Source organism: Neomegalonema perideroedes DSM 15528, from assembly GCF_000374145.1.
In the GTDB taxonomy this organism is placed as follows: domain Bacteria; phylum Pseudomonadota; class Alphaproteobacteria; order Rhodobacterales; family Rhodobacteraceae; genus Neomegalonema; species Neomegalonema perideroedes.
Genome location: NZ_KB893654.1, coordinates 1,033,918 through 1,058,473, shown reverse-complemented (window position 1 = coordinate 1,058,473; position 24,556 = coordinate 1,033,918). Strand labels below are relative to the sequence as shown.

The 24,556-nt window shown below is 67.3% G+C and carries 24 protein-coding genes; 10 read left to right on the top strand and 14 right to left on the bottom strand.

Annotated features, from left to right (window positions below; genetic code table 11):
* Positions 1-62: 62 nt before the first annotated feature.
* Genes B161_RS0112100 through B161_RS0112090 form a run of 3 tightly spaced genes read left to right on the top strand, consistent with a single transcriptional unit; the run spans position 63 to position 2,916 of the window.
* The gene (locus B161_RS0112100; protein WP_051085769.1) at positions 63-1,535 is read left to right on the top strand and encodes an ArnT family glycosyltransferase; all 1,473 of its coding nucleotides are present in this window, start codon (positions 63-65) and stop codon (positions 1,533-1,535) included.
* Entirely contained in the window at positions 1,532-2,533 is a 1,002-nt protein-coding gene (locus B161_RS0112095; RefSeq protein WP_018633675.1) for a glycosyltransferase family 2 protein, read from the top strand. Before B161_RS0112100 ends, B161_RS0112095 begins: the two co-directional genes overlap by 4 nt.
* Positions 2,530-2,916, top strand: coding sequence for a GtrA family protein (locus B161_RS0112090; protein WP_018633674.1), 387 nt, complete (start codon positions 2,530-2,532; stop codon positions 2,914-2,916). The genes B161_RS0112095 and B161_RS0112090 overlap by 4 nt, the downstream gene beginning before the upstream one ends.
* Before the next feature lie 21 nt (positions 2,917-2,937).
* Here the strand turns inward: B161_RS0112090 and B161_RS0112085 are convergent, their stop codons facing one another.
* From B161_RS0112085 to B161_RS0112065, 5 genes are all read right to left on the bottom strand, one after another.
* Positions 2,938-3,660 carry an ABC transporter ATP-binding protein gene (locus B161_RS0112085; RefSeq protein ID WP_018633673.1) on the bottom strand — a complete coding sequence of 241 codons (723 nt, stop codon included), beginning with the start codon at positions 3,658-3,660 and terminating at the stop codon, positions 2,938-2,940.
* A gap of 3 nt (positions 3,661-3,663) precedes the next feature.
* Complete coding sequence (locus B161_RS0112080; RefSeq protein WP_018633672.1) at positions 3,664-4,410, bottom strand: ABC transporter ATP-binding protein; 747 nt, start codon at positions 4,408-4,410, stop codon at positions 3,664-3,666.
* Positions 4,407-5,381, bottom strand: coding sequence for a branched-chain amino acid ABC transporter permease (locus B161_RS0112075; protein ID WP_018633671.1), 975 nt, complete (start codon positions 5,379-5,381; stop codon positions 4,407-4,409). Before B161_RS0112075 ends, B161_RS0112080 begins: the two co-directional genes overlap by 4 nt.
* A complete protein-coding gene (locus B161_RS0112070; RefSeq protein ID WP_018633670.1) occupies positions 5,378-6,256 on the bottom strand; it encodes a branched-chain amino acid ABC transporter permease in 879 nt (292 codons plus the stop codon). Before B161_RS0112070 ends, B161_RS0112075 begins: the two co-directional genes overlap by 4 nt.
* An 88-nt stretch (positions 6,257-6,344) precedes the next feature.
* Positions 6,345-7,475, bottom strand: a complete 1,131-nt coding sequence (locus B161_RS0112065; RefSeq protein WP_018633669.1) for an ABC transporter substrate-binding protein — start codon at positions 7,473-7,475, stop codon at positions 6,345-6,347.
* Positions 7,476-8,003: 528 nt separating this feature from the next.
* Between B161_RS0112065 and B161_RS0112060 the strand changes: the two genes are divergently transcribed.
* Positions 8,004-9,095, top strand: coding sequence for a Gfo/Idh/MocA family protein (locus tag B161_RS0112060; protein WP_018633668.1), 1,092 nt, complete (start codon positions 8,004-8,006; stop codon positions 9,093-9,095).
* Positions 9,096-9,195: 100 nt separating this feature from the next.
* Here B161_RS0112060 and B161_RS0112055 read toward each other — a convergent pair whose 3' ends face one another.
* Genes B161_RS0112055 through B161_RS0112045 form a run of 3 tightly spaced genes read right to left on the bottom strand, consistent with a single transcriptional unit; the run spans position 9,196 to position 12,402 of the window.
* Complete coding sequence (locus B161_RS0112055) at positions 9,196-9,945, bottom strand: SDR family NAD(P)-dependent oxidoreductase (protein WP_018633667.1); 750 nt, start codon at positions 9,943-9,945, stop codon at positions 9,196-9,198.
* Entirely contained in the window at positions 9,938-10,717 is a 780-nt protein-coding gene (locus tag B161_RS0112050) for an SDR family NAD(P)-dependent oxidoreductase (RefSeq protein ID WP_018633666.1), read from the bottom strand. The genes B161_RS0112055 and B161_RS0112050 overlap by 8 nt, the downstream gene beginning before the upstream one ends.
* Positions 10,714-12,402: an FAD-dependent oxidoreductase gene (locus B161_RS0112045; RefSeq protein WP_018633665.1), complete on the bottom strand. Its 1,689-nt coding sequence runs from the start codon at positions 12,400-12,402 to the stop codon at positions 10,714-10,716. The genes B161_RS0112050 and B161_RS0112045 overlap by 4 nt, the downstream gene beginning before the upstream one ends.
* A 114-nt stretch (positions 12,403-12,516) precedes the next feature.
* On the opposite strand from B161_RS0112045, the gene B161_RS0112040 reads away from it, so the two are divergent.
* The 3 genes from B161_RS0112040 to pobA all read left to right on the top strand — a co-directional run bounded on the left by B161_RS0112040 (position 12,517) and on the right by pobA (position 15,302).
* Positions 12,517-13,416 (top strand): helix-turn-helix domain-containing protein, encoded by a 900-nt coding sequence (locus B161_RS0112040; protein WP_018633664.1) that lies wholly within the window; start codon positions 12,517-12,519, stop codon positions 13,414-13,416.
* A gap of 120 nt (positions 13,417-13,536) precedes the next feature.
* Positions 13,537-14,118: an NIPSNAP family protein gene (locus B161_RS19250; protein ID WP_018633663.1), complete on the top strand. Its 582-nt coding sequence runs from the start codon at positions 13,537-13,539 to the stop codon at positions 14,116-14,118.
* A 17-nt stretch (positions 14,119-14,135) separates the two neighbouring features.
* Positions 14,136-15,302: a 4-hydroxybenzoate 3-monooxygenase gene (pobA, locus tag B161_RS0112030; protein ID WP_018633662.1), complete on the top strand. Its 1,167-nt coding sequence runs from the start codon at positions 14,136-14,138 to the stop codon at positions 15,300-15,302.
* Here pobA and B161_RS0112025 read toward each other — a convergent pair.
* From B161_RS0112025 to B161_RS0112005, 5 genes are all read right to left on the bottom strand, one after another.
* Positions 15,296-16,183 (bottom strand): NAD-dependent epimerase/dehydratase family protein, encoded by an 888-nt coding sequence (locus B161_RS0112025; protein ID WP_018633661.1) that lies wholly within the window; start codon positions 16,181-16,183, stop codon positions 15,296-15,298. The genes pobA and B161_RS0112025 overlap by 7 nt on opposite strands.
* Positions 16,184-16,270: 87 nt before the next feature.
* Positions 16,271-17,203: a LysR substrate-binding domain-containing protein gene (locus B161_RS0112020; RefSeq protein WP_018633660.1), complete on the bottom strand. Its 933-nt coding sequence runs from the start codon at positions 17,201-17,203 to the stop codon at positions 16,271-16,273.
* Between the two features lie 123 nt (positions 17,204-17,326).
* Entirely contained in the window at positions 17,327-18,532 is a 1,206-nt protein-coding gene (gene pcaF / locus B161_RS0112015) for a 3-oxoadipyl-CoA thiolase (protein ID WP_018633659.1), read from the bottom strand.
* Positions 18,533-18,534: 2 nt separating this feature from the next.
* Positions 18,535-19,203, bottom strand: a complete 669-nt coding sequence (locus B161_RS0112010; RefSeq protein WP_018633658.1) for a 3-oxoacid CoA-transferase subunit B — start codon at positions 19,201-19,203, stop codon at positions 18,535-18,537.
* 3 nt (positions 19,204-19,206) lie between these two features.
* Positions 19,207-19,938, bottom strand: coding sequence for a 3-oxoacid CoA-transferase subunit A (locus B161_RS0112005; protein ID WP_018633657.1), 732 nt, complete (start codon positions 19,936-19,938; stop codon positions 19,207-19,209).
* 128 nt (positions 19,939-20,066) lie between these two features.
* Here B161_RS0112005 and B161_RS0112000 point away from each other — a divergent pair, with 128 nt between their 5' ends.
* From B161_RS0112000 to B161_RS0111985, 3 genes are all read left to right on the top strand, one after another.
* Complete coding sequence (locus B161_RS0112000; protein ID WP_018633656.1) at positions 20,067-20,828, top strand: IclR family transcriptional regulator domain-containing protein; 762 nt, start codon at positions 20,067-20,069, stop codon at positions 20,826-20,828.
* Between the two features lie 386 nt (positions 20,829-21,214).
* Positions 21,215-21,505, top strand: coding sequence for a hypothetical protein (locus B161_RS19630; protein WP_157755616.1), 291 nt, complete (start codon positions 21,215-21,217; stop codon positions 21,503-21,505).
* The gene (locus tag B161_RS0111985) at positions 21,502-22,329 is read left to right on the top strand and encodes a shikimate dehydrogenase family protein (RefSeq protein ID WP_018633653.1); all 828 of its coding nucleotides are present in this window, start codon (positions 21,502-21,504) and stop codon (positions 22,327-22,329) included. Before B161_RS19630 ends, B161_RS0111985 begins: the two co-directional genes overlap by 4 nt.
* Before the next feature lie 74 nt (positions 22,330-22,403).
* On the opposite strand, the gene B161_RS0111980 is transcribed toward B161_RS0111985, so the two are convergent.
* Positions 22,404-24,272 carry a bifunctional sugar phosphate isomerase/epimerase/4-hydroxyphenylpyruvate dioxygenase family protein gene (locus B161_RS0111980; protein WP_018633652.1) on the bottom strand — a complete coding sequence of 623 codons (1,869 nt, stop codon included), beginning with the start codon at positions 24,270-24,272 and terminating at the stop codon, positions 22,404-22,406.
* Between the last annotated feature and the right edge of the window lie 284 nt (positions 24,273-24,556).

Sequence of the window (24,556 nt, the reverse complement as noted above, 5' to 3'; positions counted from 1 at the left end):
GGTCTGGTCCATGGTCCGGCCTTCGGATCCTCAGGACCAAGAGCAAGATGACGAGCCGAGACTTGACCGGAGACGCTTCCCCCCTCTCCGAAGCCCCGCCCGCGAAGGCCGTCGCCTTCCGACGACGAATCTGGACGCTGCTCGCGGCCTTATTGGCGCTGCGCCTGATCGCCATGGCGGGATTGCCGCTCGTCGACACCACGGAAGCCCGCTACGCCGAGATCGCGCGCAAGATGGTCGAGACGGGAGACTGGATCACGCCGCAATTCGACTACGGCCTTCCCTTCTGGGGCAAGCCGCCGCTCCATACTTGGCTTTCGGCGCTGGGGATGGAGGCTTTCGGCGTCCGCGCCTTCGCGGCGCGTCTGCCGGTTCTGGCGGTTTCGCTGGCGATTCTGGCGCTCGTCCATGGCTGGACGGCCCGAATCCTCGGGCCGAACCGGGCTTTGGCGGCGACGGCGATCCTCTCCAGCATGGCTTTGTTCTGGGGCGCCTCGGCCTTCGTCATGACCGACATGCCGATGGTCCTCGGGCTGGTTCTGGCGATGGTCGGATTCTGGCGGGCGACGCAGGAGGAGGAATCCGCGCCGCTCTGGGGATACGCCGTCTTTCTCGGGCTGGCCATGGGGCTGATGGCGAAAGGTCCGGTCGCCCTTGCGCTTCTCCTCGTCGCGCTGGCGCCTTGGCTGACGATCCGGCGGGCCTGGGGCGATCTGCGGCGGCTCCCTTGGGCGGGAGGAATGCTTCTGCTGATCCTGCTCGTGGTCCCCTGGCATCTCGCCTCTGAGATCTCCACGCCCGGATTCCTGCGCTATTTCCTCTGGGGCGAGCATGTTCAGCGCTTCCTCGTCCCCGGCTGGAGCGGAGATCTCTACGGCTCGGCGCATCTGCGGCCCAAGGGTTGGATCTGGCCCATGGCGCTGATGATCGCGCTGCCCTGGAGCCTGCTCGCGCCCGCGCTGCTCTGGCGCCGCCGCTCCTGGGGCTTGGCGGGATTGGCCGCGCTTCCCTCCGGCTTCGCCTCCTATCTGCTCTGCTGGGTTCTGGCGCCGCTGATCTTCTTCACGCCTGCGGGCAACATCCTGCCCGCCTACGCCCTGCCCGCCCTGCCCGCCGCGGCGATCCTCATGGCGGCGGCGCCCGGCGCCGATCTCCCGCAAGACGTCCTGCGGCGGCTGACGGCTCTGGGGCTGGGGCTGGTCGGACTCGCGGCGGTCGCCGTGGCGCTGGTTTCGCTTGCTCCGGAGACGCTGCGGCTGAAAACCCATGAGGCTCTGGTCGAGGCCGCGCGGCCTTGGCTGAAGGAGGAGCCGCTTCACGTCCTTGGGCGCCGCTCCTTCTCGGCGGAGTTCTACACGGCGGGCCGGGCGCGCTCCGTGAAGCCCGGAGACCTCGCCGCTCTGGCCGCAGGGCCTCGCCCCGTCGCCCTCTCCGCGCCCGTCGAACAGGCCGCGCAGGTCGAGGCGGCGGGCTTTCGTCCGGTCGGGCGCTTCGGCCGATATGAGTTGTTCGTCAGCGGCGGAGAGACGCCATGAATCAGAACCCCAGAGACTGGTCGCCCGGATTGCGTTTCGAGGAGATCGCGCCGGATCGCGCGCCGCCTCCGGATCTCTCCTTCGTGGTCCCGGCCTATGACGAGGCGGAGAGCGTCGCCGAGACCCTGCGGCGGCTGGAGGCCAAGGGCCTCGCGCTGGGCCTGAGGACGGAGATCGTGCTCGTCGACGACGGCAGCCGCGACGGCACGTCGGAGATCGCCGGGCGCGAGCCTTTGCGCGTTCCGCTGCGGCTGGTGCGGCTCTCGCGGAATTTCGGCAAGGAGCAGGCCATCATGGCGGGGCTCCGGCAGGCCGCCGGGGCGGTGGTGATCCTGCTCGACGCGGATCTTCAGGAATCGCTGGATCATGTGGACGAGATGCTGGCGCGCCATCGCGAGGGCTTTGAAATGGTCTATGCGGTGCGGGCGCATCGCCGCGACGAACCGGCGCTCAAGCGTCTGCTGACGCGCCTGTTTTACCGGCTGCTCAGCTATGGCGAAGTGGAGATCCCCCCCGACGCGCGGGATTTCCGTCTGATGGACCGCAAGGTGGTGGACGCGCTCTGCGCCCTGCCCGAACGCAACCGCTTCATGAAGGGGCTTTACGGCTGGGTGGGCTTCCGCTCGACGGCTTTGCCCATCGAACTGGCGCCGCGTCAGGGCGGGAGGTCCAAATTCCGGCTGGGGGCGCTGCTGAGGCTCGGCGTCACCGGGATGACGGCCTTCACCAGCTGGCCTTTGCGCATCTGGACGCTGATCGGCGTCGGGGTGGCGGCGCTCTCGATCCTTTACGGAATCTGGCTGACCGTCGAGACCCTGCTCTGGGGCCGCGATCCGCCGGGATGGTCCACGCTGGCGGTGGCGATCTTCTTCTTAGGCGGCGTGCAATTGCTCTCCATCGGGGTGCTGGGGGAATACGTCTCGCGGATCTTCTCGGAGGTGAAGGGGCGGCCCGGCTATGTGGTGGCCGAAAACCGCGAGATCCCGCCGCGCCGATGACGCCCGCCCTCGAAGGTCTGCGCTTCACGCTGGTCGGGATCGCGGCCACGCTTTGCCATCTCCTCGTCGCCCTCGCTTTGCCGGCGGCGGGGATGGGCGCGGAGCGGGCCAATCTCCTCGCCTTTCTCGTCGCCTTCCTGCTGAGCTTCGGGGGACATTCCCGCTTCTCCTTTCAGGGCCACGGACGACGGAGGGGCGGAGCCTTCGCGCGGTTCTCCCTCGTGGCGGGCTGCGGCTTCGCCGCCAATCAGGCGGTTTTCGCTCTGGCGGCGGGCCCGCTCGGCTGGAGCGCCTCCGCCGCCCTCGCCGCAGCCGTCGGGACGGCCGCCGCCCTGAGCTTCGCCCTGAACCGGCTTTGGTCCTTCCGGCGCGCGCCGCGCTGACTGCGCCGGGAAAGACGCCTCTTAGGCGGCGTCTTCGATATGTCCGCCAAGGAAGAGCTGGCCCACGCGCGGATCGGCCAGCAGCTTATCCGCCTTGTCGAACAGGCGCGTCTGGCCCAGCTCCAGCACCAGCCCGTAATCGGACATCGCCAGAGCCGCCTTGGCGTTCTGCTCGACCATGAGGATCGTCACGCCCTGATCGCGCAGGCGGATCAGGGTCTGGAACACCTCCTGCACGAGGTTCGGCGAGAGGCCGATGGAAGGCTCGTCGATGAGGATCAGCTTGGGGTCCAGCAGCAAAGCCCGCGCGATCTCCAGCTGTTTTTGCTGGCCGCCGGAAAGCTCGATGGCCTTTTGGTCCTTGCGCTGGCGCAGCATGGGGAATTGGTCCATGACCTCCTCCATGCGGCGCTTGACCTTGGTCTGGTCCTTGGCGGTGATGCCGCCCAGCTCCAGATTATGCAGGACCGAAAGCTGAGGCACCACGTTGCGCCCCTGAGGCACATAGGTCACGCCGCGCGCGATCATCTCGGCGGGACGCTTGCGGGTGGTCTCCTCGCCCTCCAGCAGGATCTGGCCCGAATGGATGTTCAAAAGGCCGAAAATCGCCTTGAACACCGTGGATTTCCCCGCTCCGTTCGGCCCGATCACCGTGGTGATCGAAGCCTTGGGAATGGCGAAGGAGGTCTGATTCAGGATCGTGATGCGGCCGTAGCCGCCGGTGACCTTTTGAAGCTCCAGCATGGATCAGCCTCCCAAATAGGCGTCGATGACCATCTGGTTCGCCCGGATCTCCTCCGGGCTCCCCTCGGCGATGATCTCGCCCTGCGCCAGCACGATGATGCGCGTGCAGAGCGACATGACGAACTCCATATTATGCTCGATCACCACGAAGGTGACGCCATGTTCGCGGTTATAGGTCTGGAGCCGCTCCTTGAGATGCGCCAGCATGGTCAGATTCACGCCGCCCGCCGGTTCGTCCAGCAGCACGATCCCCGGCCCCGCCATGAAGGCCATGGCGGCGTCCACCAGCTTTTGCTGGCCATAGGAGAGCGAACCGGCCTCCGTGTCGCGATAGGGCGTCAGGCGGAAGAACTCGATGAGCTGCTCGGCCTTTCGGGTCAGGCCCGCGTCGGATTCGCCGAAGAGCCGCGAGAGCATCGAGCCCTCATGCTCCTGTCCGGCGAGGATCACGTTGTCCAGCACCGTCATCTTGGGGAAGACGGAGAGCTGCTGAAAGGTGCGGCCCACGCCCATCAGCGAAAGCTCGGCCGGGCGCACGCCGTCGGTCGAGACGCCGTTCAGCTCGCAATGGCCCTCGGTCGGCTTGAGCTGGCCGAGGATGCAGTTGAAGAGCGTCGACTTGCCCGAGCCGTTCGGCCCGATCAGCCCGAGGATCTCGCCCTTATGGACGTCGAAGCTGACGTCGTTCACGGCGCGGATGCCGCCGAAGCGCTTGGAGATGTTGCGCACGGAGAGAATGGGGGCGCTCATAGCTGAAATCCTTTCTCCAGATCGCGGCGGGCCTCATGCTTCGGCTTGAACTTGCTCCAGATCTTTTGTCCGGCGCCGATCAGCCCATTGGGCGAATAGACCATCAGGACGATCACCAGCAGCGCGTAGATGATCAGATAATAGCCCTCGGTGAAGCGCAGGATCTCCGGCAGCAGGATCACCACCGCCGCGCCGAGCATCGGGCCGAAGAAAAACCCCGCGCCCCCGACCACCACCATGAGCAGGATCTTCAGCGAATGATTCAGCGCGAAGCTGCTCGGCTCGATGAACTGCACCAGCGGGCTCTGGAGCGCCCCCGCCAGACCCGCGAAGGCCGAGCCGATGGCGAAGGCCAACAGCGTCTGACGGCGCACCTTCAGTCCGAGGCTCTCGGCGCGGATGGGATTCTCGCGCAGGGCCTTGAAGGCGCGGCCCCAAGGCGAGCGCAAGATCCACCACATGATCCCCGCCGCCACGAGAAAGCAGACCAGCGCGAAGTAGTAGAAATTCAGATTGCCGTCGGTCGAGATCCCGAAAACCGTCGGACGCTCCATGCCCATCAGGCCGAAAGAGCCGCCGGTGATCTCCTCCTCATTGCGCAGCACGAGGAACAGCAGCGTGTTGAAGGCCAGCGTCACGAAGGCGAGGAAGTGATGCTGCACCCGTAAGGCCGGATAGCCCAGCAGCAGCCCCACCACGAAGGCCGAGCCGATGGAGGACAAAGCCGCCAAAATCCAGGGAACCCCCGCCAGCGTCATCAGCGCGGTGACATAGGCGCCGACGCCCATGAAGCCCGCCTGAGCGAGGCTGATCTGTCCGGCGTAGCCGAGCGTCAGATTCAGCCCCATGGCCGCGATGGAGAAGAGCAGCCACGACGTCATCGTATAGATGATGTAATTGCCCTGTCCGAGGGGCGCGGCGATCAGCGCCGCGATTCCCAGAACGACGAAGAGGATCTGCTTGCGGGTCATACGGCGCGTCCTTCCTTGGAGCCCAGCAAGCCTTGCGGGCGGAAGAGGATGATGGCGATGAGCAAAAGCAGCGGAACCGCCGCGCGATATTGCGCCGAGATGTAGACCGCCGAAATATTGTCGATCACGCCGATCAGCAGGCCGCCCACCAACGCCCCCCGGATCTGGTTGAAGCCCCCGACGATGGCCGCGATGAAGGCCACGAGGCCGAGCGTCTCGCCGTTCGAGAATTTGGCGAGGTAGACCGGCGAGATCAGCACCGAAGCGATGGTCGCCAGAGCCGCGTTGATGAGGAAGGTGTAGAGCGCCATGCGCTTCACATCCACGCCGAGGATCTCGGCCACCTGCGGGTTCTGCGCCGAAGCCTGCATGCAGCGTCCGGTCCGGGTGCGGCTCAGAAACAGCTGAAGCCCGAGGATCGCCAGCATGGAGACCGCCAGATTGCCGATGTCCTGCGCCGAAACGCTGGCTCCCAGAACATGAAAGACCTTCTGCGGGAAAATCGGCGGGAAGGGCTGGGCGGTCGCGCCGTAGAACTCCTTCACGCTCTCCTTCATGAGCAGCCCCAGCGCGATGGTCGCGATGACCAGCGGCAAGGTTCCATGCGGCAGCATGGGCTCGACGATCAGCTTCTTGAAGGTCAGCCCGAGGATCAGCAGCGAAAGCAGCAGCGCGAAGCCCACCGCGGGCCAAAGGCCGAGCCCCAGAAAATTCATGCCGATCAGCACGAAGAAGGCGGGCAGCATGACGAATTCGCCCTGAGCGAAATTGATCGTCTGCGAGGCTTGCCAAAGCAGCGTGAAGCCGACGGCCGCGAGCGCGTAAATAGAGCCGGCGGCGAGGCCGGAGACGAGAATCTGGATGAACTCCGCCATGGGCGGTCTCCTCACGGAGGTTTCTGACAGGAGGCGGCGACGCGCCGGAGGCGAAGAGGGAATCCGCCTCCGGCGCGGCGGTCGGGCGTCAGTTCGGCGGCAGAATCGCCCGCACGACCTGCTTGCCGTCCTTCACCTCGACGAAGAAGCTCTCGCGCGACATCTCGCCCGTCTCGTCCCAGCTGACGTCCATCAGCACGCCGGGGCAGGCTTCGACGGTCAGCGTCAGGCCATGCATCTTTTCGGCGATGGCCGCGCTGTCGGGAGACCCGACCTCCTCGGAGACGCATTTGATGATATGGGCCAGAGTGTAGCCCTTGATCGCGTTATGGTCGGGCGTGTAGTTGAAGCGCTGCTTGAAGCGCTCGACCATGTCCTTCATGGCGGGGATGTCGGCGTCGGGCGTCAGGCCGACGTGGCCCATGGCGCCCTCGGCGGCCTCTCCGGCCAGTTCGATGACCTTATGGCCGATCAGCGTGGTTTCGCCGATCATGGGCTTGCCGATGCTCTGCTTCTGGGCCTCGCGCAGGAAGCGGGCGCTCTCCTCCTCGGTCAGATAGACGAAGAGGGCGTCGGCGCCGCTGTTCTTGGCGCGCAGCACGTCGGCGGAGAAATCGGTCTGAGCCTGTTCGGTCGGGATGTCGGCCACGATCTCCAGCCCGTAATTCGCCGCCTCGGCCTTGAAGGCGCTGTAGCCGCCCTTGCCGAATTCGGTGTTGGCCCAGACGACCGCCACCTTCTTCACGCCCATCTCCTCGGCCATGTATTTGGCCATCTTCGGCACGCCCTTCTGAGAGCCGAAGGCCGTGCGGAAGATATAGGGATTGCCCATGCCGGTGATGCTCGGAGCCTCCGAGCCGGTGAATTGCGGAATCCCCGCGCGGCGGGCGACCAGCATGTTCACCACCGTCGAGGAGGAGAAGACCGTCCCCGCGATCACATGGACGCCGTCGTCGATGGCCTTCTGAACCATGGCGCGGCTGACCTGCGGATCCGTCTGGCTGTCGTATTCGGAGATCTTGACCGGCGAGCCGAAGACGCCGCCCGTCGCGTTGATCTCCTCGAAGCCCATTTTCACGCCGTCGCGGAAATTGACGCCCGCCGCGGCGCCGGGGCCGGAGAGCTCGACGATGGAGCCGACCTTCAGCTCCGCCGCGAAGGCGGGCGAGCCCGCCAGAACCAGCGCGAGCGCGGCCGAGCCGATGAGTTTCTTCAGCATGAATGTTCCTCCCTGAACATGGACGCCCATTAGGGCTTGTCGCTGGGCGCGGCGCGATCGGAAGCGACCGGCCTTGCGCGATAGGTTTTCAATCTTGCGAAGGCCGCCGGTCTTTCCTCCGAGAATCGGCCTTCGCGGAGCCGAGAGGAGCCGGCGCGCGCGTGGATTTCTCCGGCGGCGGTCGCCCTGTGCGGCGCGGCCTTTCCTCAGGGCGGCGGGAGGATGAAGTCGGCGCGGCCTTTCCTCAGGGCGGCGGGAGGATGAAGTCGGCGGGGTTCATCCTCTCTTCCCTTTTCCATAATCTGACACATCGAATTCGAGATTTATAATGCAAAATTGGCCGTGAAAAATAACTCAAGGATTATGCGAAGGACGACTCACGCCTTCTTGTTCGGCCTCGCGCCGGGCTTGGGCTCTTGACGATGCAGGCGGAATCCCCATAAACGGAAATAAATTCAAAAATTGAATCATATTTCATTATAATCGGAACCGCCGAAATCTCCGGCGGCCCGGACAGAGGAGGGACGCATGACGGCGAGCCTGAACATCGCGGTGATCGGCGCGGGGGCCATAGGCCGGACGCATGTGGAGACGCTCGGGCGCATGGAGGGGATGAGGCTCTGCGCGCTGGCCGATCCTTCGCCCGCAGGGCGGGCTCTGGCGGAATCGCTCGGCGTTCCCTGCCTGCCCGACGCCGAAGCGCTGATCGCCTCCGGTCTGGCTCAGGCGGCGGTGGTCGCCACGCCCAACGAGACCCATCTGCCGGTCTCCGCGGCGCTGTTGCGCGCGGGCCTGCCGGTTCTGCTGGAGAAGCCCGTGGCCGAAAGCCTCGATTCCGCGCTCCGGCTCGTCGCGGCGGCGGAGGAGACGGGCGTTCCGCTGCTGGTGGGGCATCACCGGCGCCATAATCCGATCATCCGCGCGGCGCATGCGGCGATCCGGGGCGGATTGCTCGGCGATCTCGTCATGGCGACGGCGACCTGCTCGCTCGCCAAGCCCGCGAGCTATTTCGAGGCCGCATGGCGCCGCACGCCCGGCGCGGGCGGGCCTTTGCTCATCAATCTGGTGCATGAAATCGACCTGATGCGCCATTTCTTCGGCGAGATCGCTCAGGTTCAAGCCTTCGCCGGCGATCAACGGCGCGGCTTCGCGGTGGAGGATACGGCGGCCGTCTGCCTGAGCTTCGAGGCGGGCGGCCTCGCGACGCTCTGCATCTCGGATGCGGCGGTGGGGCCTTGGGCCTGGGATCTTTCGGCGGGCGAGAACAGGGCGCGTTTTCCGGCGCATGCGGTTTCGGCGCATCATTACGCGGGATCGCGGGCCGGGCTTTCGCTGCCCGACCTCACGCTTTGGGAGCCGCAGGGCGAACCGGATTGGACGCGGGAGCTCCAGCCCCGGAAACTGCCCGTCGCGCAGGGAGACCCCTATGAGGCGCAGCTCGCCCATTTCGCGGAGCTGATCCGCAAAGGCGGCGAGCCCCGCGTCTCCGCCCGCGACGCCACGGCGAATCTCATCGTCCTCGACGCCATCCGCCTCGCCGCCGAGACCGGACAGGCGGTGCGGCCCGATCTTTCGGCGCTAGAGCGTTTTCCAGCGAAGCCGAACGGCTTCGCGTCGTGAAAACGCGACCACAAAAGAAGTTAGAGCGTTTGAACGATCCTATAAGATCGGAAAACGCTCTAAGAGCGGGCTGACGGCCTCTCTTCTGCGGGGTCCGCGCTCAGGCTTCGGGCGCGGCCTCGCCGAAATCGCCGAAGGCGGTCCAGCCGCCGTCCACCGGCAAAACCGCGCCCGTCACGCCGGAGGCGGCGTCCGAGAGCAGGAACCCGACCGCCGCCGCCACCTCCTCGGCCATGATCAGCCGCCCGAGGGGAGTCCGGCGGCGCAGGCTCGGCAGATCCACGCGCCCGGCCTCGGCGAGCTTGCGGACGAGGGCCGTCTCGACGAAGGCAGGAGCCACGGCGTTGACCCTCACGCCGCCCCGCGCCCATTCGCAGGCCATGGAGCGCGTCAGAGCGACCACCCCCGCTTTGGCCGCGCCATAGGCGTTGCGTTTGGGCAGGCCCGTCAGCCCCGCGATGGAGGAGATGTTGACGATGGCCCCGCCGCCCCGCGCCAGCATCCCGCGCGCGGCCTCGCGGCTCATGAGGAAGGCGCCGGAGAGATTGGCGTCGAGCACGCGGCGGAAAGCCTCGAAGCTCTGCTCCAGCGTGGGCAGGTGGCTGTCTCCCACGCCCGCATTATTGACCAGAGCCGAAAAAGGCGCAGAGGCGGCGGCCTCCGCGGCCTGAGCCTCCTGCGTCACGTCGCAGGCGAGGCCGCGATGGACCTCGCCCAGCTCCGCCGCGCGGGCGCGCGCCTTTTCGCCGTCGAGATCGGCGATGGTCACGCGCCAGCCCTGAGCCGCCAGAAGCCGCGCTATGGCGAAGCCGATGCCCTCGGCTCCGCCGGTCACGAGGGCGTCACGCATAGCCGGGCCTCGGCACCAGCCCCATGAGGCTTTGCGAAAGGCCGCCGTCCGCCACCACGTCCTGTCCCGTCACATAGGCGGCGCGATCCGAAGCGAGGAAAAGCGCCACGTCGGCCATGTCCTGCGGCGAGGCGATGCGGCGCAGCGGAACCATGGCCTCGCGGCGGGCCTTGATCTCCGGATCGGCGTAGAAGGCCGCCGACATGGGCGTCAGCACGAGGCCGGGGCTCACGCAATTGGAGCGCACCCCGCGCGGACCCCATTCATAGGCCAATTGCCGCGAGAGCATCAGCGTCGCCGCCTTGGAGGCCGAATAGGCGCCGCTGGCGGGCTGAGGCTCGCTTCCGGCGATGCTGGCGACATGGACCAAAGCGCCGCTCCCGCGCGCCAGCATGCCTTTTCCGAAAGCCTGAGAGGCCGTCAGATAGCCCGTGAGGTTCACCGCCAGCATGGCCGACCAATCCGCCTCCGAAACCGACTCCAGAGCGCCGGGCCTCAGAATCGCCGCGCTGTTGACGAGCACGTCCGCGCCGCCCTCGGCCTCGACGCGGCGGGCGGCCTCGGCCACCTGCTCCGGCGCGGCGAGGTCGCAGCTCAGCGCGAAGGCGCCCCCGCCCAGCTCCTCGGCCAGAGGCCCCGAGCGCGTCAGATCGCGGTCGAGCAGCGCGACCCGCGCCCCCTGCTCCGCGAAGGCCCGCGCCAGAGCCTGACCTATGCCGCCGCCCGCTCCGGTGATCACGACGGTCTTCGCGTTCAATCCAAGCCAGCTCACGCCGCTTTCTCCTCTTTCGCCGGGAGTCCCGCCAGACGGCGCCCCGTGATCCAGCCGAAGGTCATCGCCGGGCCGAGCGTGATGCCCGCTCCCGGATAATTGCCGCCCATGATCGAGGCGCGGTCGTTGCCCACCGCGAAGAGCCCCGGAATCACGCCGCCCCGACGATCCAGAACCTCGCCCGGCGCGGTGGTCTTGAGGCCGTCGAAGGTGCCGAGGTCGCCCATCTCCATCTTCACCGCATAGAAGGGGCCGCGCTCGACCGGCGCCACGCAGGGATTGGGCTTGTGGTCGGGATCGGCGAGATAGCGGTTGAAGGCGGTCTCGCCGCGATGAAACTGGGGATCGCGGCCCGCGCGGGCGTCTTGGTTATAGGACTCCACCGTGGCCTTGAGCCCGGCGGGGTCGATGCCGCAGGCGCGGGCGAGATCTTCAAGCGTCGCGCCGGTCTTGAGATAGCCGCCGCGCGTCCAGAGGAAAAGCGGCATGGGCGCGGGCTTGGCGTGGCCGAGCCCGTATTTGCGGATGGTCCGCCGGTCGCAGATCAGCCATGCGGAGGCCTCGCCCGAGGCGGACATGGCCTCGCCCACGTCGTGATAGCTCTCGCTTTCATTGACGAAGCGCCGCCCGTTCGACAGCACCGCGATCATCCCCGGCTTATAGCGGTCGAGGAGATGCGGGAAGACGCCGCCGCCCGGCGGGCGGCTGACGGGCATCCAGGCGGCGGGCTGCGGGAATTCGGCCTCGAAGACGCCGCCCGCCTCCTCGCCGAGGCGGATGCCGTCGCCCGTATTGCCCGAGGGCACGGGCGAGACATGTTCGCCCTCCGCTTTGAGATGGGAATAGACCTGCGCCCGCCGCGCGAGATCCTGCGCATAGCCGCCGCAAGCCAGCACCACGCCCTTGCGCGCGAGAATCCGGCGCGGCGTCGCGCCGCCGACTTCGGCGCCGGCCACGCGGCCTTCCTCCCGGATCAAATGCAAGGCGGGGGTGTCGGTGAGGATGGGAATCCCGAGATCGAAGCAGCTTTTCGCCAGACGCGCCGCAAGGGCGTTGCCGCTGGTCACCTGCACGCCGCGCCCATGGCGCGCCACCTCAAGGGCGTGGGCCGCGAGGCGCTTCAGCACATAGGCGAAGGAGGCCGCCGATTTCGTCGCGTTGAAGAAATGCTTGATGTCGGCGTTGGAGGAATTGAACATCATCCCCATGAAGGTGATGCTCGCCAGAGGCGGGCGCAGGCGCTTGAGATTTTCGCCGAGGGCGCTGGTGTCGAAAGGCGCCGCCAGAACCGAACGCCCGACCTCCGCGCCGCCCGGTCTGGTCGGGTGGTAGTCGGGATACAGCGTCGGGACGAATTTCACCGAGGTCTCGCGCTCGAACCAGTCGAGCATCCGCGGCCCGGCCTCCAGAAAAGCCTCGACCGCCTCGGGTTCGTAGAAATTCCCCGTCTCGGCCTGAAGGTAAGTCCGCGCCGCCTCGCGGGTGTCGGCGGGGTTGTTGGCCTTGCCGTGAGCATTGCCCGGAATCCACAGCACGCCGCCGGAAAAGGCCGTCGTGCCGCCGAACACGGGCTCTTTTTCGATCACGACCACCGAAAGCCCGTGTTTCTTCGCGGTGATCGCCGTCGCCAGCCCTCCGGCGCCGGAGCCGATCACCAGAACGTCGCAGTCTTCAGCCGCGCCCATTGGTTCCTCCCTGAACATCTTCGGCAAATTTGCTAAGGGAGGCGGCGCCGCGAACCAATGGACGCAGCCGCGCGATTCTTGCACAATTCCTGAAAGACCATGCGGGAGGCGCGGATGAGCCAGCCGGGCGCGGGCGGCGTGCCGCAATATTATCTCTACGGCGATCAGAGCGCGGATGTGGAGCTGGACTTCCTCCATGTCGAGCCGATCCGCGACCGCAGCGGCCCCAACGACTGGAGGATCCGTCCGCACGCCCATCCCGACCACACGCAGATCCTGCTGGTGCGCGAGGGCGGCGGGGCGCTCGGGGTGGAGGACCGGGGCCTCGTCATTCCGGCGCCGAGCGTGCTGGCGATTCCGGCCGGGACGGTCCATCGGATCGACTTCGACCCCGGAACGGACGGCTATGTGGCCACGGCGGCGCTCGGCTTCCTGAGGGCGGCCTCCGCCGAAGATCCGCGGCTGAAGGCGGCGGCGGAGCGTCCGGCGGTCTATCCTCTGGAGGGGACGGGCCTCAGCATTCCCGCCGTGACCGACAGCTTCGACTGGCTGCATCATGAATTCATCTGGTCGGCGCCGGGGCGGCGCGCGGCGATCATGGCGCAGTTCATGCGGATTCTGGTGATCCTGCTGCGGCTCTCGATCACGCAGGATCAGCCCGCGCCCGCCGCTCCGGATCGCGATTACGAGCTTCTGCTGCGCTATCGCGCCCTGCTGGAGCGCCATTTCCGCCACCAGCGTTCGCTCGCCTTTTATGCGGGAGAGCTGGCCGTGACTCCCGCCCGGCTCAACGCCGCCTGCAAGGCCCGCGCGGGCAAGACCGCCTCGGATCTGCTCTATGAAAGGCTCATCATCGAGGCCAAGCGCTATCTCGTCTACACCGAGAGCAGCGTGGCTCAGGCGGCGCATCTGACGGGCTTCGAGGATCCGGCCTATTTCAACCGCTTCTTCACCCAGCGGGTGGGGATCTCGCCCGGCGCCTTCCGCAAGCAGGCGACCCGGCGCGAAGGCTGAAGGCGGAGCCCTCCGGGAAATCGTCCAATCTTTCCGACGGCGGGTCCATTTCCCCGCCCGCCCCCTTCCGCCAGTCTCGCGGACAATCTCGCGGCCAGTCTCGCGGAAGGGGAGGAAAGAATGATCCATGAATGGAGAAGCTACCGGCTCAAACCCGGAGCGGCGGGCGCCTATCTCGCGCTGCTGGCCGACGAAGGCTTGCCGCTCGTCACGCGGCATCTGCCGCTGATGGGCTATTGGCTGGCCGAAACCGGGCCTTTGAACGTGATCCATCACCTCTGGGCCTACGCCGATTGGGCCGAGCGCGAAGCGCGCCGCGCCGGGCTGGCTCAAGAGGAAGGCTGGACGCGAGGCTTCATCCCCAAAGCCTTCGCTCTGGTGGAGGAGCAGGAGAACCGCTTCCTGACTCTGGAGCGCTCTTCGCCCGCCTGTGAAGCCGCGCTCGCGGCCCGCCTGCGGGTTCATCCGGCCCGGGCGCCGGGGGCGCCGCTCTTCGCCGCCCAATGCTCAGGTCTCATGACGGGCGGCCCCATGACGGGCGGCGCGCCGGAGGAGGCCCTCGCGGTCTGGCGGCCCTTGTCCGGAGCGCCGGAGGGCCCGCTCGTCCTCTCGCCCCGCGCCGAGGATCCGAGCCCTCGCGGCCCGCTCCCCGCAGGCGCGCGCCATAGCGTCTTGCGCCCCCTCGCCTTCTCGCCGCTCTGACATTCAGGAAGAACGCCATGCGTCATCAGGTCTGCATCATCGGCGGCGGCCCTTCGGGCCTGCTGCTGGCTCTGCTTCTCCATCGGGCGGGCGTCGACGCCGTCGTCCTCGAACGCCGCAGCCGCGACTACGTGCTGTCGCGCATCCGGGCCGGGGTGCTGGAGCAGGGGCTCTGCGACATCCTGCGCAAGGCGGGCGTCGGCGCCCGGCTCGACGCCGAAGGCTTCGTGCATGACGGAACATTGCTGGTCGCCCATGGGCGGCGTCTGCGGGTGGATTTTCAGGAGACCACCGGCAAGACCGTGACCATCTACGGCCAGACAGAGGTCACGCGCGATCTTTACGCCGAACTCGACCGGATCGGCGCCAAGGTGATTCACGAAGCCGAAGAAGTCGCGATTCAGGACGCCGACACGGAGGCGCCTTACGTCCTCTTCACCCTGAACGGCGAAGAGAAGCGCGTCGATTGCGATTACGTCGCGGGCTGCGACGGCTTCCATGGCGTCAGCCGCCGGACCATCCCCGAGCGTCTGCGCCAGCAATTCGAACATGTCTATCCCTTCGGCTGGCTGGGAATCCTCTCGCGGACCAGGCCGCTTCAGGATGAACTCGTCTACGCCGGGCATGAGCGCGGCTTCGCGCTTTGCTCCATGCGCAACGCCCGGCTGAGCCGCCATTATCTTCAGGTGCCGCTCACCGACACCGTGGAGGAATGGACCGACGAAGCCTTCTGGGCCGAGCTTCGCCGCCGTCTGCCGCCCGATCTCGCCGAGGTTCTGGAGATCGGCCCCTCCATTGAGAAATCCATCGCGCCGCTGCGGAGCTTCATCTCCGAGCCGATGAGCTGGGGGCGGCTCTTCCTCGCGGGCGACGCCTCGCATATCGTGCCGCCGACCGGCGCCAAGGGGCTGAATCTCGCGGCTTCGGACGTCTGGTATCTCTCTCAGGCCCTGATCGCCCGCTATGCGGGAGAGGAGAGCCTCTTGCGGGATTACTCCGCCAAGGCTCTGGCGCGGGTGTGGAAGGCCTCGCGCTTTTCATGGGCCATGACGCGGCTGCTGCACAGCTTCCCCGCCGAAGGCCCCTTCCTCGCCCGCATGCAGGCCGCCGAACTGGAGCATCTCGCCGATTCCCATGCGGCTCAGACCTCCCTCGCCGAGAATTACGTGGGCCTGCCTTACTGACGCAGCTCGGCGAGGGCGGCGGCCACGCCCGCCTCAATGGAGGCGACCGGCTGCGCGCCCAGCCATGCGGGAACGGGATCGGAGGCCAGATCGGCGGGAATCCGCAGCGGAGGGCCTTCGATCCGCGCGCCGTCCCAGCCGCTTTGACGCGCCAGCTCGGCGGCGAATTCGGCCATGTCCCGCGTATCCCCCGCCATGGTCAGCAGATGGGCGCCCTCCATGGGCGCCCCTCCCTCCGCAGGCAGCACGGCCGCCATGAGCATGCGCGCCACGTCGTCCACATAGACGAAGCCCACCCGCCCGGAAAACCGGATCGTCGAGGGCTCGCGCTTGACGGCGGCGGCCAGCGCGATGGAGGGCCCCGCCGCCACGCCGCTGCTGATCCCCGGCCCATAGACGATGTAAGGCCGCAGCCCGAGACTCGCCACGCCGTGATCGGCGGCGTAGACGCGGGCCAGCCCCTCCGCCGCGAGCTTGGTCGTCCCATAGACGGTCATGGGGCGCGGATGGCGCGCGTCCTCCGGCCCGAAGACTCCCGCCGTGGAGAGCCAGGCCAGAGGCGCCCCGGTTTGGCGCGCGGCCTCCAGAGCATTGAGGGTTCCCAGAATATTCAGGCGGACCGCCCGCTCAGGATCTCGCGCGGCGTCGAGGGTCATGATCCCGGCGAGATGGACGATTCCCGCGCAGCCTTCGGCGGCCCTCGACAGGCCCTCCGCGTCCAGAACGTCGCCCGCGACCGCCTCGGCCCCCGCCGGAAGCGCCGCGCGGGAAAGAGCCGCAGGCAGATCGAAGATCCTCGCCCCGATTCCCGCCCCGGCCAGCAGCTTCGCGACTCTCAGGCCGATGAAGCCCGTTCCGCCGATGAGCAAAATCTTCGTCATGGCTCCGCCCTGTGATTTCGTTTTATCGAATCACATTCTATATTGGAATTTTGTTCTAAAATCATGCGGAAACGAACAGCGGCCCGGTCAGCCTTTCTCCTCGTCGAGGGCCGCCTGACGCGCCACCTCCCGCGCGACCTCCTCCAGCGTCGCGACTCCCGGCGCCGGGACTCCGCGCCGGCGGGTGACGCCCACCGCGCCCGACAGGAACTTCACGCCCACCGGGAATTCGACCATCAGCCCGCGCTCCAGCTCCTCGGCCACCACCCCGCGCGAGATGAACCACAGCGCGTCCGAAGCGAGGCAGACGCCGCGCCCCAGCGCCAGAGACACCGTCTCGGCGATGGGCAGAATCCCGACCAGCCCGAGCGAGGCGAGGTAATCGTCCACCGGGCGACGGATCAGCGCCGTGGCGCTCGGGAGGATCAGCTCCGAGCCCGCCAGAGCCTCGACCGTCGGGCGCTTCGCCAGAGGATGCCCCGCCCGTCCGACCAGAACGATGTCCTCCTCATAAAGATGCTCGAAGCTGAGGCCGGGAATCTCGGAGACGTCCGGCAAACGGCCGACCATCAATTCGATGCCGCCCTCGCGCAAAAGCCGGATGAGGTGATGATGCGGCCCGGTCTCCACCGCCAACACCATCTCGGGGCGCAATTCGCGAAAGCGCAGCACCACGCGGGGAAACAGCCGCGTGGCGGCGGTGGGCAGCACGCCCACCCGCACCACGCCGCTGATCTCGGGCCGCAGGGCGGCGGCGCCCGCGTCCAGAGCCTCCACGGCCATGGCGGCGTGGCGGCGGAACAGCGCGCCCGCCTCGGTCAGCACCAGCCGCCGCCCCTGACGCAGGAACAGCTGCTGTCCCAGCAGGGTCTCCAGCTCCATGAGCGTCCGCGAGAGCGCAGGCTGCGTCACCCCCTGAGCGCGGGCCACGGCGGTGAGGCTCCGCTCCGCCGCGATGTCGAGGAAGGCGCGGACATGCCGCAGCTTCACCCCCGGATGCATGACTGCGCGCTTATTCATTCGGGCGGACTCTTCAGGATTCAGGGCGGTTTCCCTATCCTCCGATCATGCAAGAGCGGGCCCCGCGACGCAAGCGCGGCCGCCGGAGCGTTTTCCGGCGAAGCCGAAAAGGCTTCGCAGACTCTAGACCCTCTCCAGCGCGACCGCGATTCCCTGACCCACGCCGACGCACATGGTCGAAAGCGAGCGCCGGCCGCCTGAGAGCGTCAACTCCAGCGCGGCGCTTCCCGTGATCCGCGCGCCGGACATGCCGAGGGGATGGCCCAGAGCGATGGCGCCGCCATTGGGATTCGCGCGCGGATCCGCATCGGCGATTCCCAGAGCGCGCAAGACGGCCAGCCCCTGAGCGGCGAAAGCCTCGTTCAGCTCGATCACGTCGAAATCCGTCTGGGCCAGACCCAGCCGCGCCATGAGCTTCTGCGAGGCCGGAACCGGGCCGATTCCCATCGTCCGGGGCGCCACGCCCGCCGTCGCGCCGCCGAGAACCCGCGCGATGGGCGTCAGGCCATGGCGCCGGGCGGCCTCCGCCGAGGCGAGGATCAGCGCCGCCGCGCCGTCGTTCACGCCGGAGGAATTGCCCGCCGTCACCGAGCCGCCCTTGCGGAAGGGCGCAGACAGCTTCGCCAGAGCCTCCAGCGTGGTTTCGCGCGGATGCTCGTCGCGGTCCACGATCCGGGGATCGCCTTTGCGCTGAGGGATCTCCACCGGAATGATCTCGCGCGCCAGACGCCCCTTCGCCTGAGCCGCCGCCGCTTTCTGTTGAGAGCGCAGGGCGAAGGCGTCCTGATCCTCGCGGGAGACGCTGAAATCCGCCGCCACGTTCTCGGCGGTCTCGGGCATGGAGTCCACGCCGTAAGCCGCCTTCATCAGCGGATTGACGAAGCGCCAGCCGATGGTCGTGTCGTGGATCTCCGCCGCGCGCGAGAAGGCGCTCTCCGCCTTGGGCAGCACAAAGGGCGCGCGGGACATGTTCTCGACGCCCCCCGCGATCAGAAATTCGGCCTCGCCCGCCTTGATCGCCCGCGCCGCCGCGACGACCGCGTCCATGCCCGAGCCGCACAGCCGGTTGATCGTGGTTCCCGAAACCGCCTCGGGCAGACCCGCCAGCAGCAGCGACATGCGCGCCACGTTGCGGTTGTCCTCGCCCGCCTGATTGGCGCAGCCGAAGATCACGTCGTCGAGCGCCGCCCAATCCGCGCCGGGATTGCGCTTCAGAAGCGCCCGAAGCGGAGCCGCGCCCAGATCATCGGCCCGCACCGCCGATAAAGCGCCGCCGAAGCGCCCGATGGGCGTGCGGATGTAGTCGCAGATGAAGACGTCGCGCGTCATGGTCAAAGCTCCGGAGCGATCAGATCGGCCACAGGGCCGGACAGCAGCAATTCGGCGCCGGTCGCGGCCTGAAGCGCCTCAAAAGACAGCGCGGGCGGCTTTTCGCGCAGCACGAAGCGCCCGCCCTCGACGTCGATCACCGCGAGGCTGGTGTAGATCCGGGTCACGCAGCCCACGCCCGTCAGAGGCAGAGAGCAGCGCTGGACCAGCTTGGGCCGCCCGTCCTTGGCGACATGGTCCATGATCACCGCCACGCGCTTGGCGCCATGCACGAGATCCATCGCCCCGCCCACCGCCGGAACGCCCTTCGGCCCGGTGGACCAATTCGCGAGATCGCCGTTTTCGGCCACCTCATAAGCGCCGAGAATCGCCACGTCGAGATGTCCGCCGCGCACCATGGCGAAGCTGTCGGCGTGATGGAAGAAGGCCGAACCGGGCTTGAGCGTCACCGCCTTTTTGCCCGCGTTGATGAGATCCCAGTCCTCTTCGCCGGGCGCGGGGCTCTCGCCGAAATTCAGGATGCCGTTTTCCGTGTGGAAGATCGCCTCGCGGCCCGGCGGCTGATATTGCGCGACCTTCTCGGGAAAGCCGATGCCGAGATTCACATAAGCGCCGTCGGCGATGTCCTGCGCGGCGCGCCAGGCGATCTGATTGGTGGAAAGCTTGTCCATGGCTCAGGCCTCCAGAGGATAAACGGCGCCGGCGCGGTTGAGATCCTCCTCCTGACGAGGATGGGGAACCTCGACGATCTTCCGCACGAAGAGGCCCGGCGTCACGACGGTCTCGGGGTCGATCCCGCCGGGGGGCAGAATGCGGCTCGCCTGCACGATGGTCTCTTTGGCCGCCATGCACATCAGCGGGTTGAAGTTCCGCGCCGCCGCCCGATAGGTCAGATTGCCCTGCGGATCGGCGGTTTCGGCCTTGATCAGGGCCGCATCGGCCTTGAGCCAGCGCTCGCGCACATAGGGGCGGCCCTCGAACTCCTCGACCGGCTTGCCCTTGGCGAGGTCGGTTCCGTAGCTCGTCGGCGTGTAGAAGGCGGGGATTCCCGCCCCGCCCGCCCGGATGCGCTCGGCGAGGGTGCCTTGCGGAACCAGCTCCAGCTCGATCTTCCCGGCGAGATAAAGCTCCGTGAAGACCACCGGATCCGCCGAACGCGGAAAGGAGCAGATCAGCTTGCGCACCATGCCCGCCTCGATCAGCGCGGCGAGGCCCACATGGCCGTTTCCGGCGTTGTTGTTGACCACGGTCAGATTCCGCGGCGAACCCGTGGCGCGGAAACGGTCGATCAGCGCATGGATCAGCTCGATGGGCGATCCGGCGCCGCCGAAGCCGCCGATCATGACGGTCATGCCGTCTTCGATCCCCGCCACGGCGGCGGCGAGGTCTGCGACTCTCTTATCCATAGGATTCTCCCTCAGGCGGGGGCTCGCCCCTGTCCTGCGTCGAGGGATAAGCGCGCCCGGGCTTGCCGTAAATCCAGTTTGTGCGATATGGAGCATTTGTTTGAATATCGCACAATTTGAGGGAAGCCATGGCCATAGCCGAACGCGACATGATGGGCGGCCTCGCCAAGGGGCTGGCGGTGATCGAAACCTTCTCCGCCGAGCGCCCCCGGCAATCGATCACGCAGGCCGCCGCGGCCTCAGGGCTGGACAGGGCCACGGCGCGGCGCTGTCTGCTGACGCTGGCCCATCACGGCTACGCCGATTGGGACGGCAAATATTTCACTCTGACGCCCCGCGTGCTGCGTCTGGGCACGGCCTGCCTCGCCGCCATGCCTCTGCCGCAGATCGTGCAGCCCTTCCTCGACCGGCTTTCCGAGGAGATCGGCGAAAGCTCCTCGGTCTCGATCCTCGACGGCGCCGAGATCGTTTACGTCGCCCGCGCGGCCCAGCGGCGGGTGATGTCGATCAGCCTGACGCCCGGTTCGCGGCTGCCCGCCTATTGCACGAGCATGGGGCGCGTCATGCTGGCCGCCCTGCCCGAGGCCGAGGCTCAGGCGCTTCTGGGCGTCGCGCCCCTGCCTCGCCGCACGGAGAAGACCCTCACGGAGCCCGCCGAGATCATGGCCGAACTCGCCCGCATCCGCGCCGAGGGCTGCGCCGTGATCGATCAGGAGATCGAAATGGGCCTGCGCTCCATCGCGGTTCCTCTGCTCGACGCGCGCAGGCGGACGGTGGGCGCGCTCAACGTCGGGCTGGCGGCGGCGCGGGCCGATTCCCAGACGCTGCGCGACCGCTTCCTGCCCGCGCTTCTGGCCGCGCAGGGCGAATTGCGCGGGCTGCTGGGATAGGGGCGGCGACGCCTCGTCCTCTCCCCCTCCCAGACGCAAGAAGGGGGAAGCCCTTCGATAAAAATGGAAATAAATTCATATTTTGAATTATATTCCATAAAAGACTTGATTCGCGCCAGAGAGGCGGCCGGAGATCAAGACCGGACCGCCTTTCCAGAACATCATGGTCATAAACACGAAGAACTGGTCTTTGACGTTATCGCCGCCGCTCCGCAATCTGACGCGAGGACAACAGCCGGGCGCTCATGAGTCCGCCCCAAAAAATCCAACGGAGGAAATATGAAAGCCCGTCTTCCGGCTGCTTGCGCGGCCTTCTCCCTGAGTCTTCCGAGCGCCGGAGCGGCGCATGCGGAATTTCCTCTGCGCGATCCGCAGGGGATCGTCCAATGGGACGCCGGAGGCTCCACCGACGTCGTGATGCGGGCGGCGACGCCTCGCGCCGAGGCCGTTCTCAGCCGCAGGGCGGTCATGAGCGACCGCGTGAGAACTGGCGCCGCGCGATCATCTCCGAACAGGAGAGCCTCCCGGCCTTCTGCGCCCATATGCTGAGCAGCCCTTCGTCCCTCGCGCTTTTCCTCGCGGCGGTTCCGACCCTCCTCAGCCAGACGCCGCTGTTCGGCTGGCTGCGCCGGAGCCTCGGACGCCGCAAGCCCTCAACCGGAGCCGCCCCGGAATGACCACCCGTCTTGGTTTGATCGGCGACAACATCGCCGCCTCGCAATCGCCGCGCCTGCATGAGCTGGCGGGAAGGCTGACGGGGATCGAGGTCTCTTATGAGCGTCTGATTCCGCGCGAGCGGGGCCGGAGCTTCGAGGAGGTCTTCGAAGAGGCCCGCGCCGCAGGCTATCGCGGGCTGAACGTCACCTATCCCTATAAGGAGCGCGTGACGGCTTTAGTCAGGATTCCAGATCCGCGCGTGGCGGCGCTCGGGGCCTGCAACACGGCGCTCTTCACGCCGGAAGGCCCCGAGGGCCATAACACCGACTGGTCCGGCTTCATGGCGGCCTATCGCCATGTGCTGGGCGAGGCCGCGCCGGGCGCGGTCTGCATGGTCGGGGCGGGCGGCGTGGGCAAGGCGGTCGCCTTCGGGCTGATGGCGCTCGGGGCGACGGAATTGCGCATCCTTGAGCGCGACCGAGCCAAAGCGGAGGCCCTCGCCGAAGCGCTGAAGGCCGCGGGCGGCGCTATGAGGGCCTCCGTCGCCGAAACGCCGGAGGAAGGCGTCGCCGGAGCCGCCGGGCTGATCAACTGCACGCCCGTCGGGATGGTCGGCTATGAGGGGACTCCCCTGCCCGCTTCCCTGCTCAAGGGGGCGGTCTGGGCCTTTGACGCGGTCTACACCCCCGTCGAGACGCAGTTTCTGCGGGAGGCCGAACAGGCCGGGCTGAAGATCGTCAGCGGCTATGAGCTTTATTTCTATCAAGGCCTGCACGCCTATGAATTATTTCACGGGCGGCCCATCCCCGAGGCGCTGCTGCGCGAGGCGCTCAAGACGCTTTGAACTTGACCCTTCCCAAAAGGGCGCCGGAGGACATCCTCCGGCGCCCTTTGTCTTATCCAAAATCCTGAGCGGTTTCAGTCGAAGCCCGGCCCGCGCAGCTCGCGCTTCTGGGCGGCGATGCGGAAAGGCGCGTTGGGCGCGCCATAGCCCCCATAGCCGCCGAGGCGCTGCACGATCTCGAAGAAGAAGCCCCCCGCCAGAGGCCGGCTGAAGATCTGGAAAAATCCGCCCTGCGCGTCCTCGTCGTACATCGCGTTATGAGCCCGCAGCTTCGCCGTCAGCGCGGGATCGAGGCCGAAGCGGGCCTCCACGTCGCCGAAGTAATTCGCGCCGATCCGCAGCGCGGGGAAGCCGCGCGCCTCCATGGCCTCGGCGGTCGCGAAGATGTCGGCGCAGGCGAAGGCCACATGCTGCACCGAAGACCCAAAGCTCTCCTCGATAAAGCGCTTGGCGAGGGTCCGCCGGGCCTCGGCGCCGTTCAGCGTGACGCGGAAGCCTCCCGATTCCACCGCTTGGCTGCGCACCAGCCCGTCGGGATCCGCCACATCCACCATAGGCGACCGCTTGGCCGTGAAAAGCGTCGTGTAGAAGAGCGACCAGCTCAGCATCTCCTCATAGGCCATGGTCTGCGCGACATGGTCCACCCGCGTCAGGCCCGCGCCCTTCGGGTTAGGCGTCTTGAGTTCGAAATCCACCGCCCAGAGATCGCCCGCCTCCCCGTCAAGGAAACGCAGGGCTCCGCCGCCCACGCCCCTCACGCCGGGAATCGCCAATTCGCCGGGCTTATGGCTCTGTTCATAGGGCTCGGCGAGCAGAGCCCGCGCCCGCGCGAAGCTCGCCCCGGCGTCGGGAACCCGCAGCGCCAGTTCGGAGACGTTCACGCCATGCGTCGCCCAGGAGCGCCAGGCGAAGCCCTCGGTCTCGGCGTTCACGAGCAGATTCACCGCGTTCTGACGCCAGAGCGAAACCCGCTTCGAGCGATGACGCCCCGCCTTTTCAAAGCCCATGGCGGAGAGCAGCCCCTCCAGAGCCCCCGCCTCCTCGGGCCCGGCGGCGAATTCCACGAACTCCACGCCCTCGACCTCGGCGGGAGGCGGAAAGTCGGGAAGATCGAGCTTCAGCGTCGGCTCGGCCCGCCGCGCCTGATCGGCCAGAGCCCGCAAGCTGCGCTGGCCGTCCTGAGCCACGAGGCGCGGCAGGCCGGAGCGGAACTGATCGTTGAAGATCTCCAGACTCAGCGGCCCGGCGTAGCCCGTCGCCAGCACGGCCCGCGTGAAGCCGACCAGATCGAGATCGCCTTCGCCGGGCATATTGCGGAAATGCCGCGACCAATAGAGCAGATCCATCTCAATGGCCGGGGCGTCGGCGAGCTGGACGAAGAAGATGCGGTCTCCCGGAACGCTGCGGATCGAATCCGAGGGAATCCGCCGCGCGAGGGAATGGAAGCTGTCGAGGATCAGCCCGACCTGCGGATGATCGGCGCGGCGGACGATCTCCCATGCGTCGCGATGGTCGTTGACGAAGCGCCCCCAGCAGAGCGCCTCATAGCCCACCCGCACGCCATGACGCGCCGCAAGCTCGCCCAATTCGCGCAGATCCGCCGCCGCGCGGTCCACGCCGCCCAGAGCCTCGGGATGCGTGCTGGAGCAGACCAGCATCAGATCCGCGCCGAGTTCGTTCATGATCTCGAATTTGCGGGCGGCGCGAGCGAAGGCCCGGCCGCGCAAAGGCTCGGGCATGCCCTCGAAATCGCGGAAGGGCTGAAACAGCGTGATCTCAAGCCCATGGTCGCGCGTCATGCGGCCCAATTCGCGCGGCGAGAGATCCGAGGCGAGAAGATCCTGCTCGAACACCTCGATTCCGTCGAAGCCCGCCTGAGCTATGGCTGCGAGCTTCTGCTGAAATCCGCCTGAAACGGAGACGGTGGCGATCGAGGTCTTCATGGCTTCCTTCCCGGAGCGTTTTCAGACCAGGTTTGGTCGTTCAAACGCTCGAACTTCTCTTGTGGCCGCATTTTCACGACGCGAAGCCTGATCGGCTTCGCTGGAAAACGCTCTCAGCCTGCGGTCTTGCGGCTTTCGGGAGGAGGATCTTCAGGCGGCTCCATAACGGCAAGGATGTTTTCAGCGAGATAAAGACCATCATGTTACGCCTCCCGCCCTCTCCGGCCCCGCGCGGGCCTGCGGCGGAGCGCCGCATGAGGCGCTTGACGCCGCCCGCGGCCTCG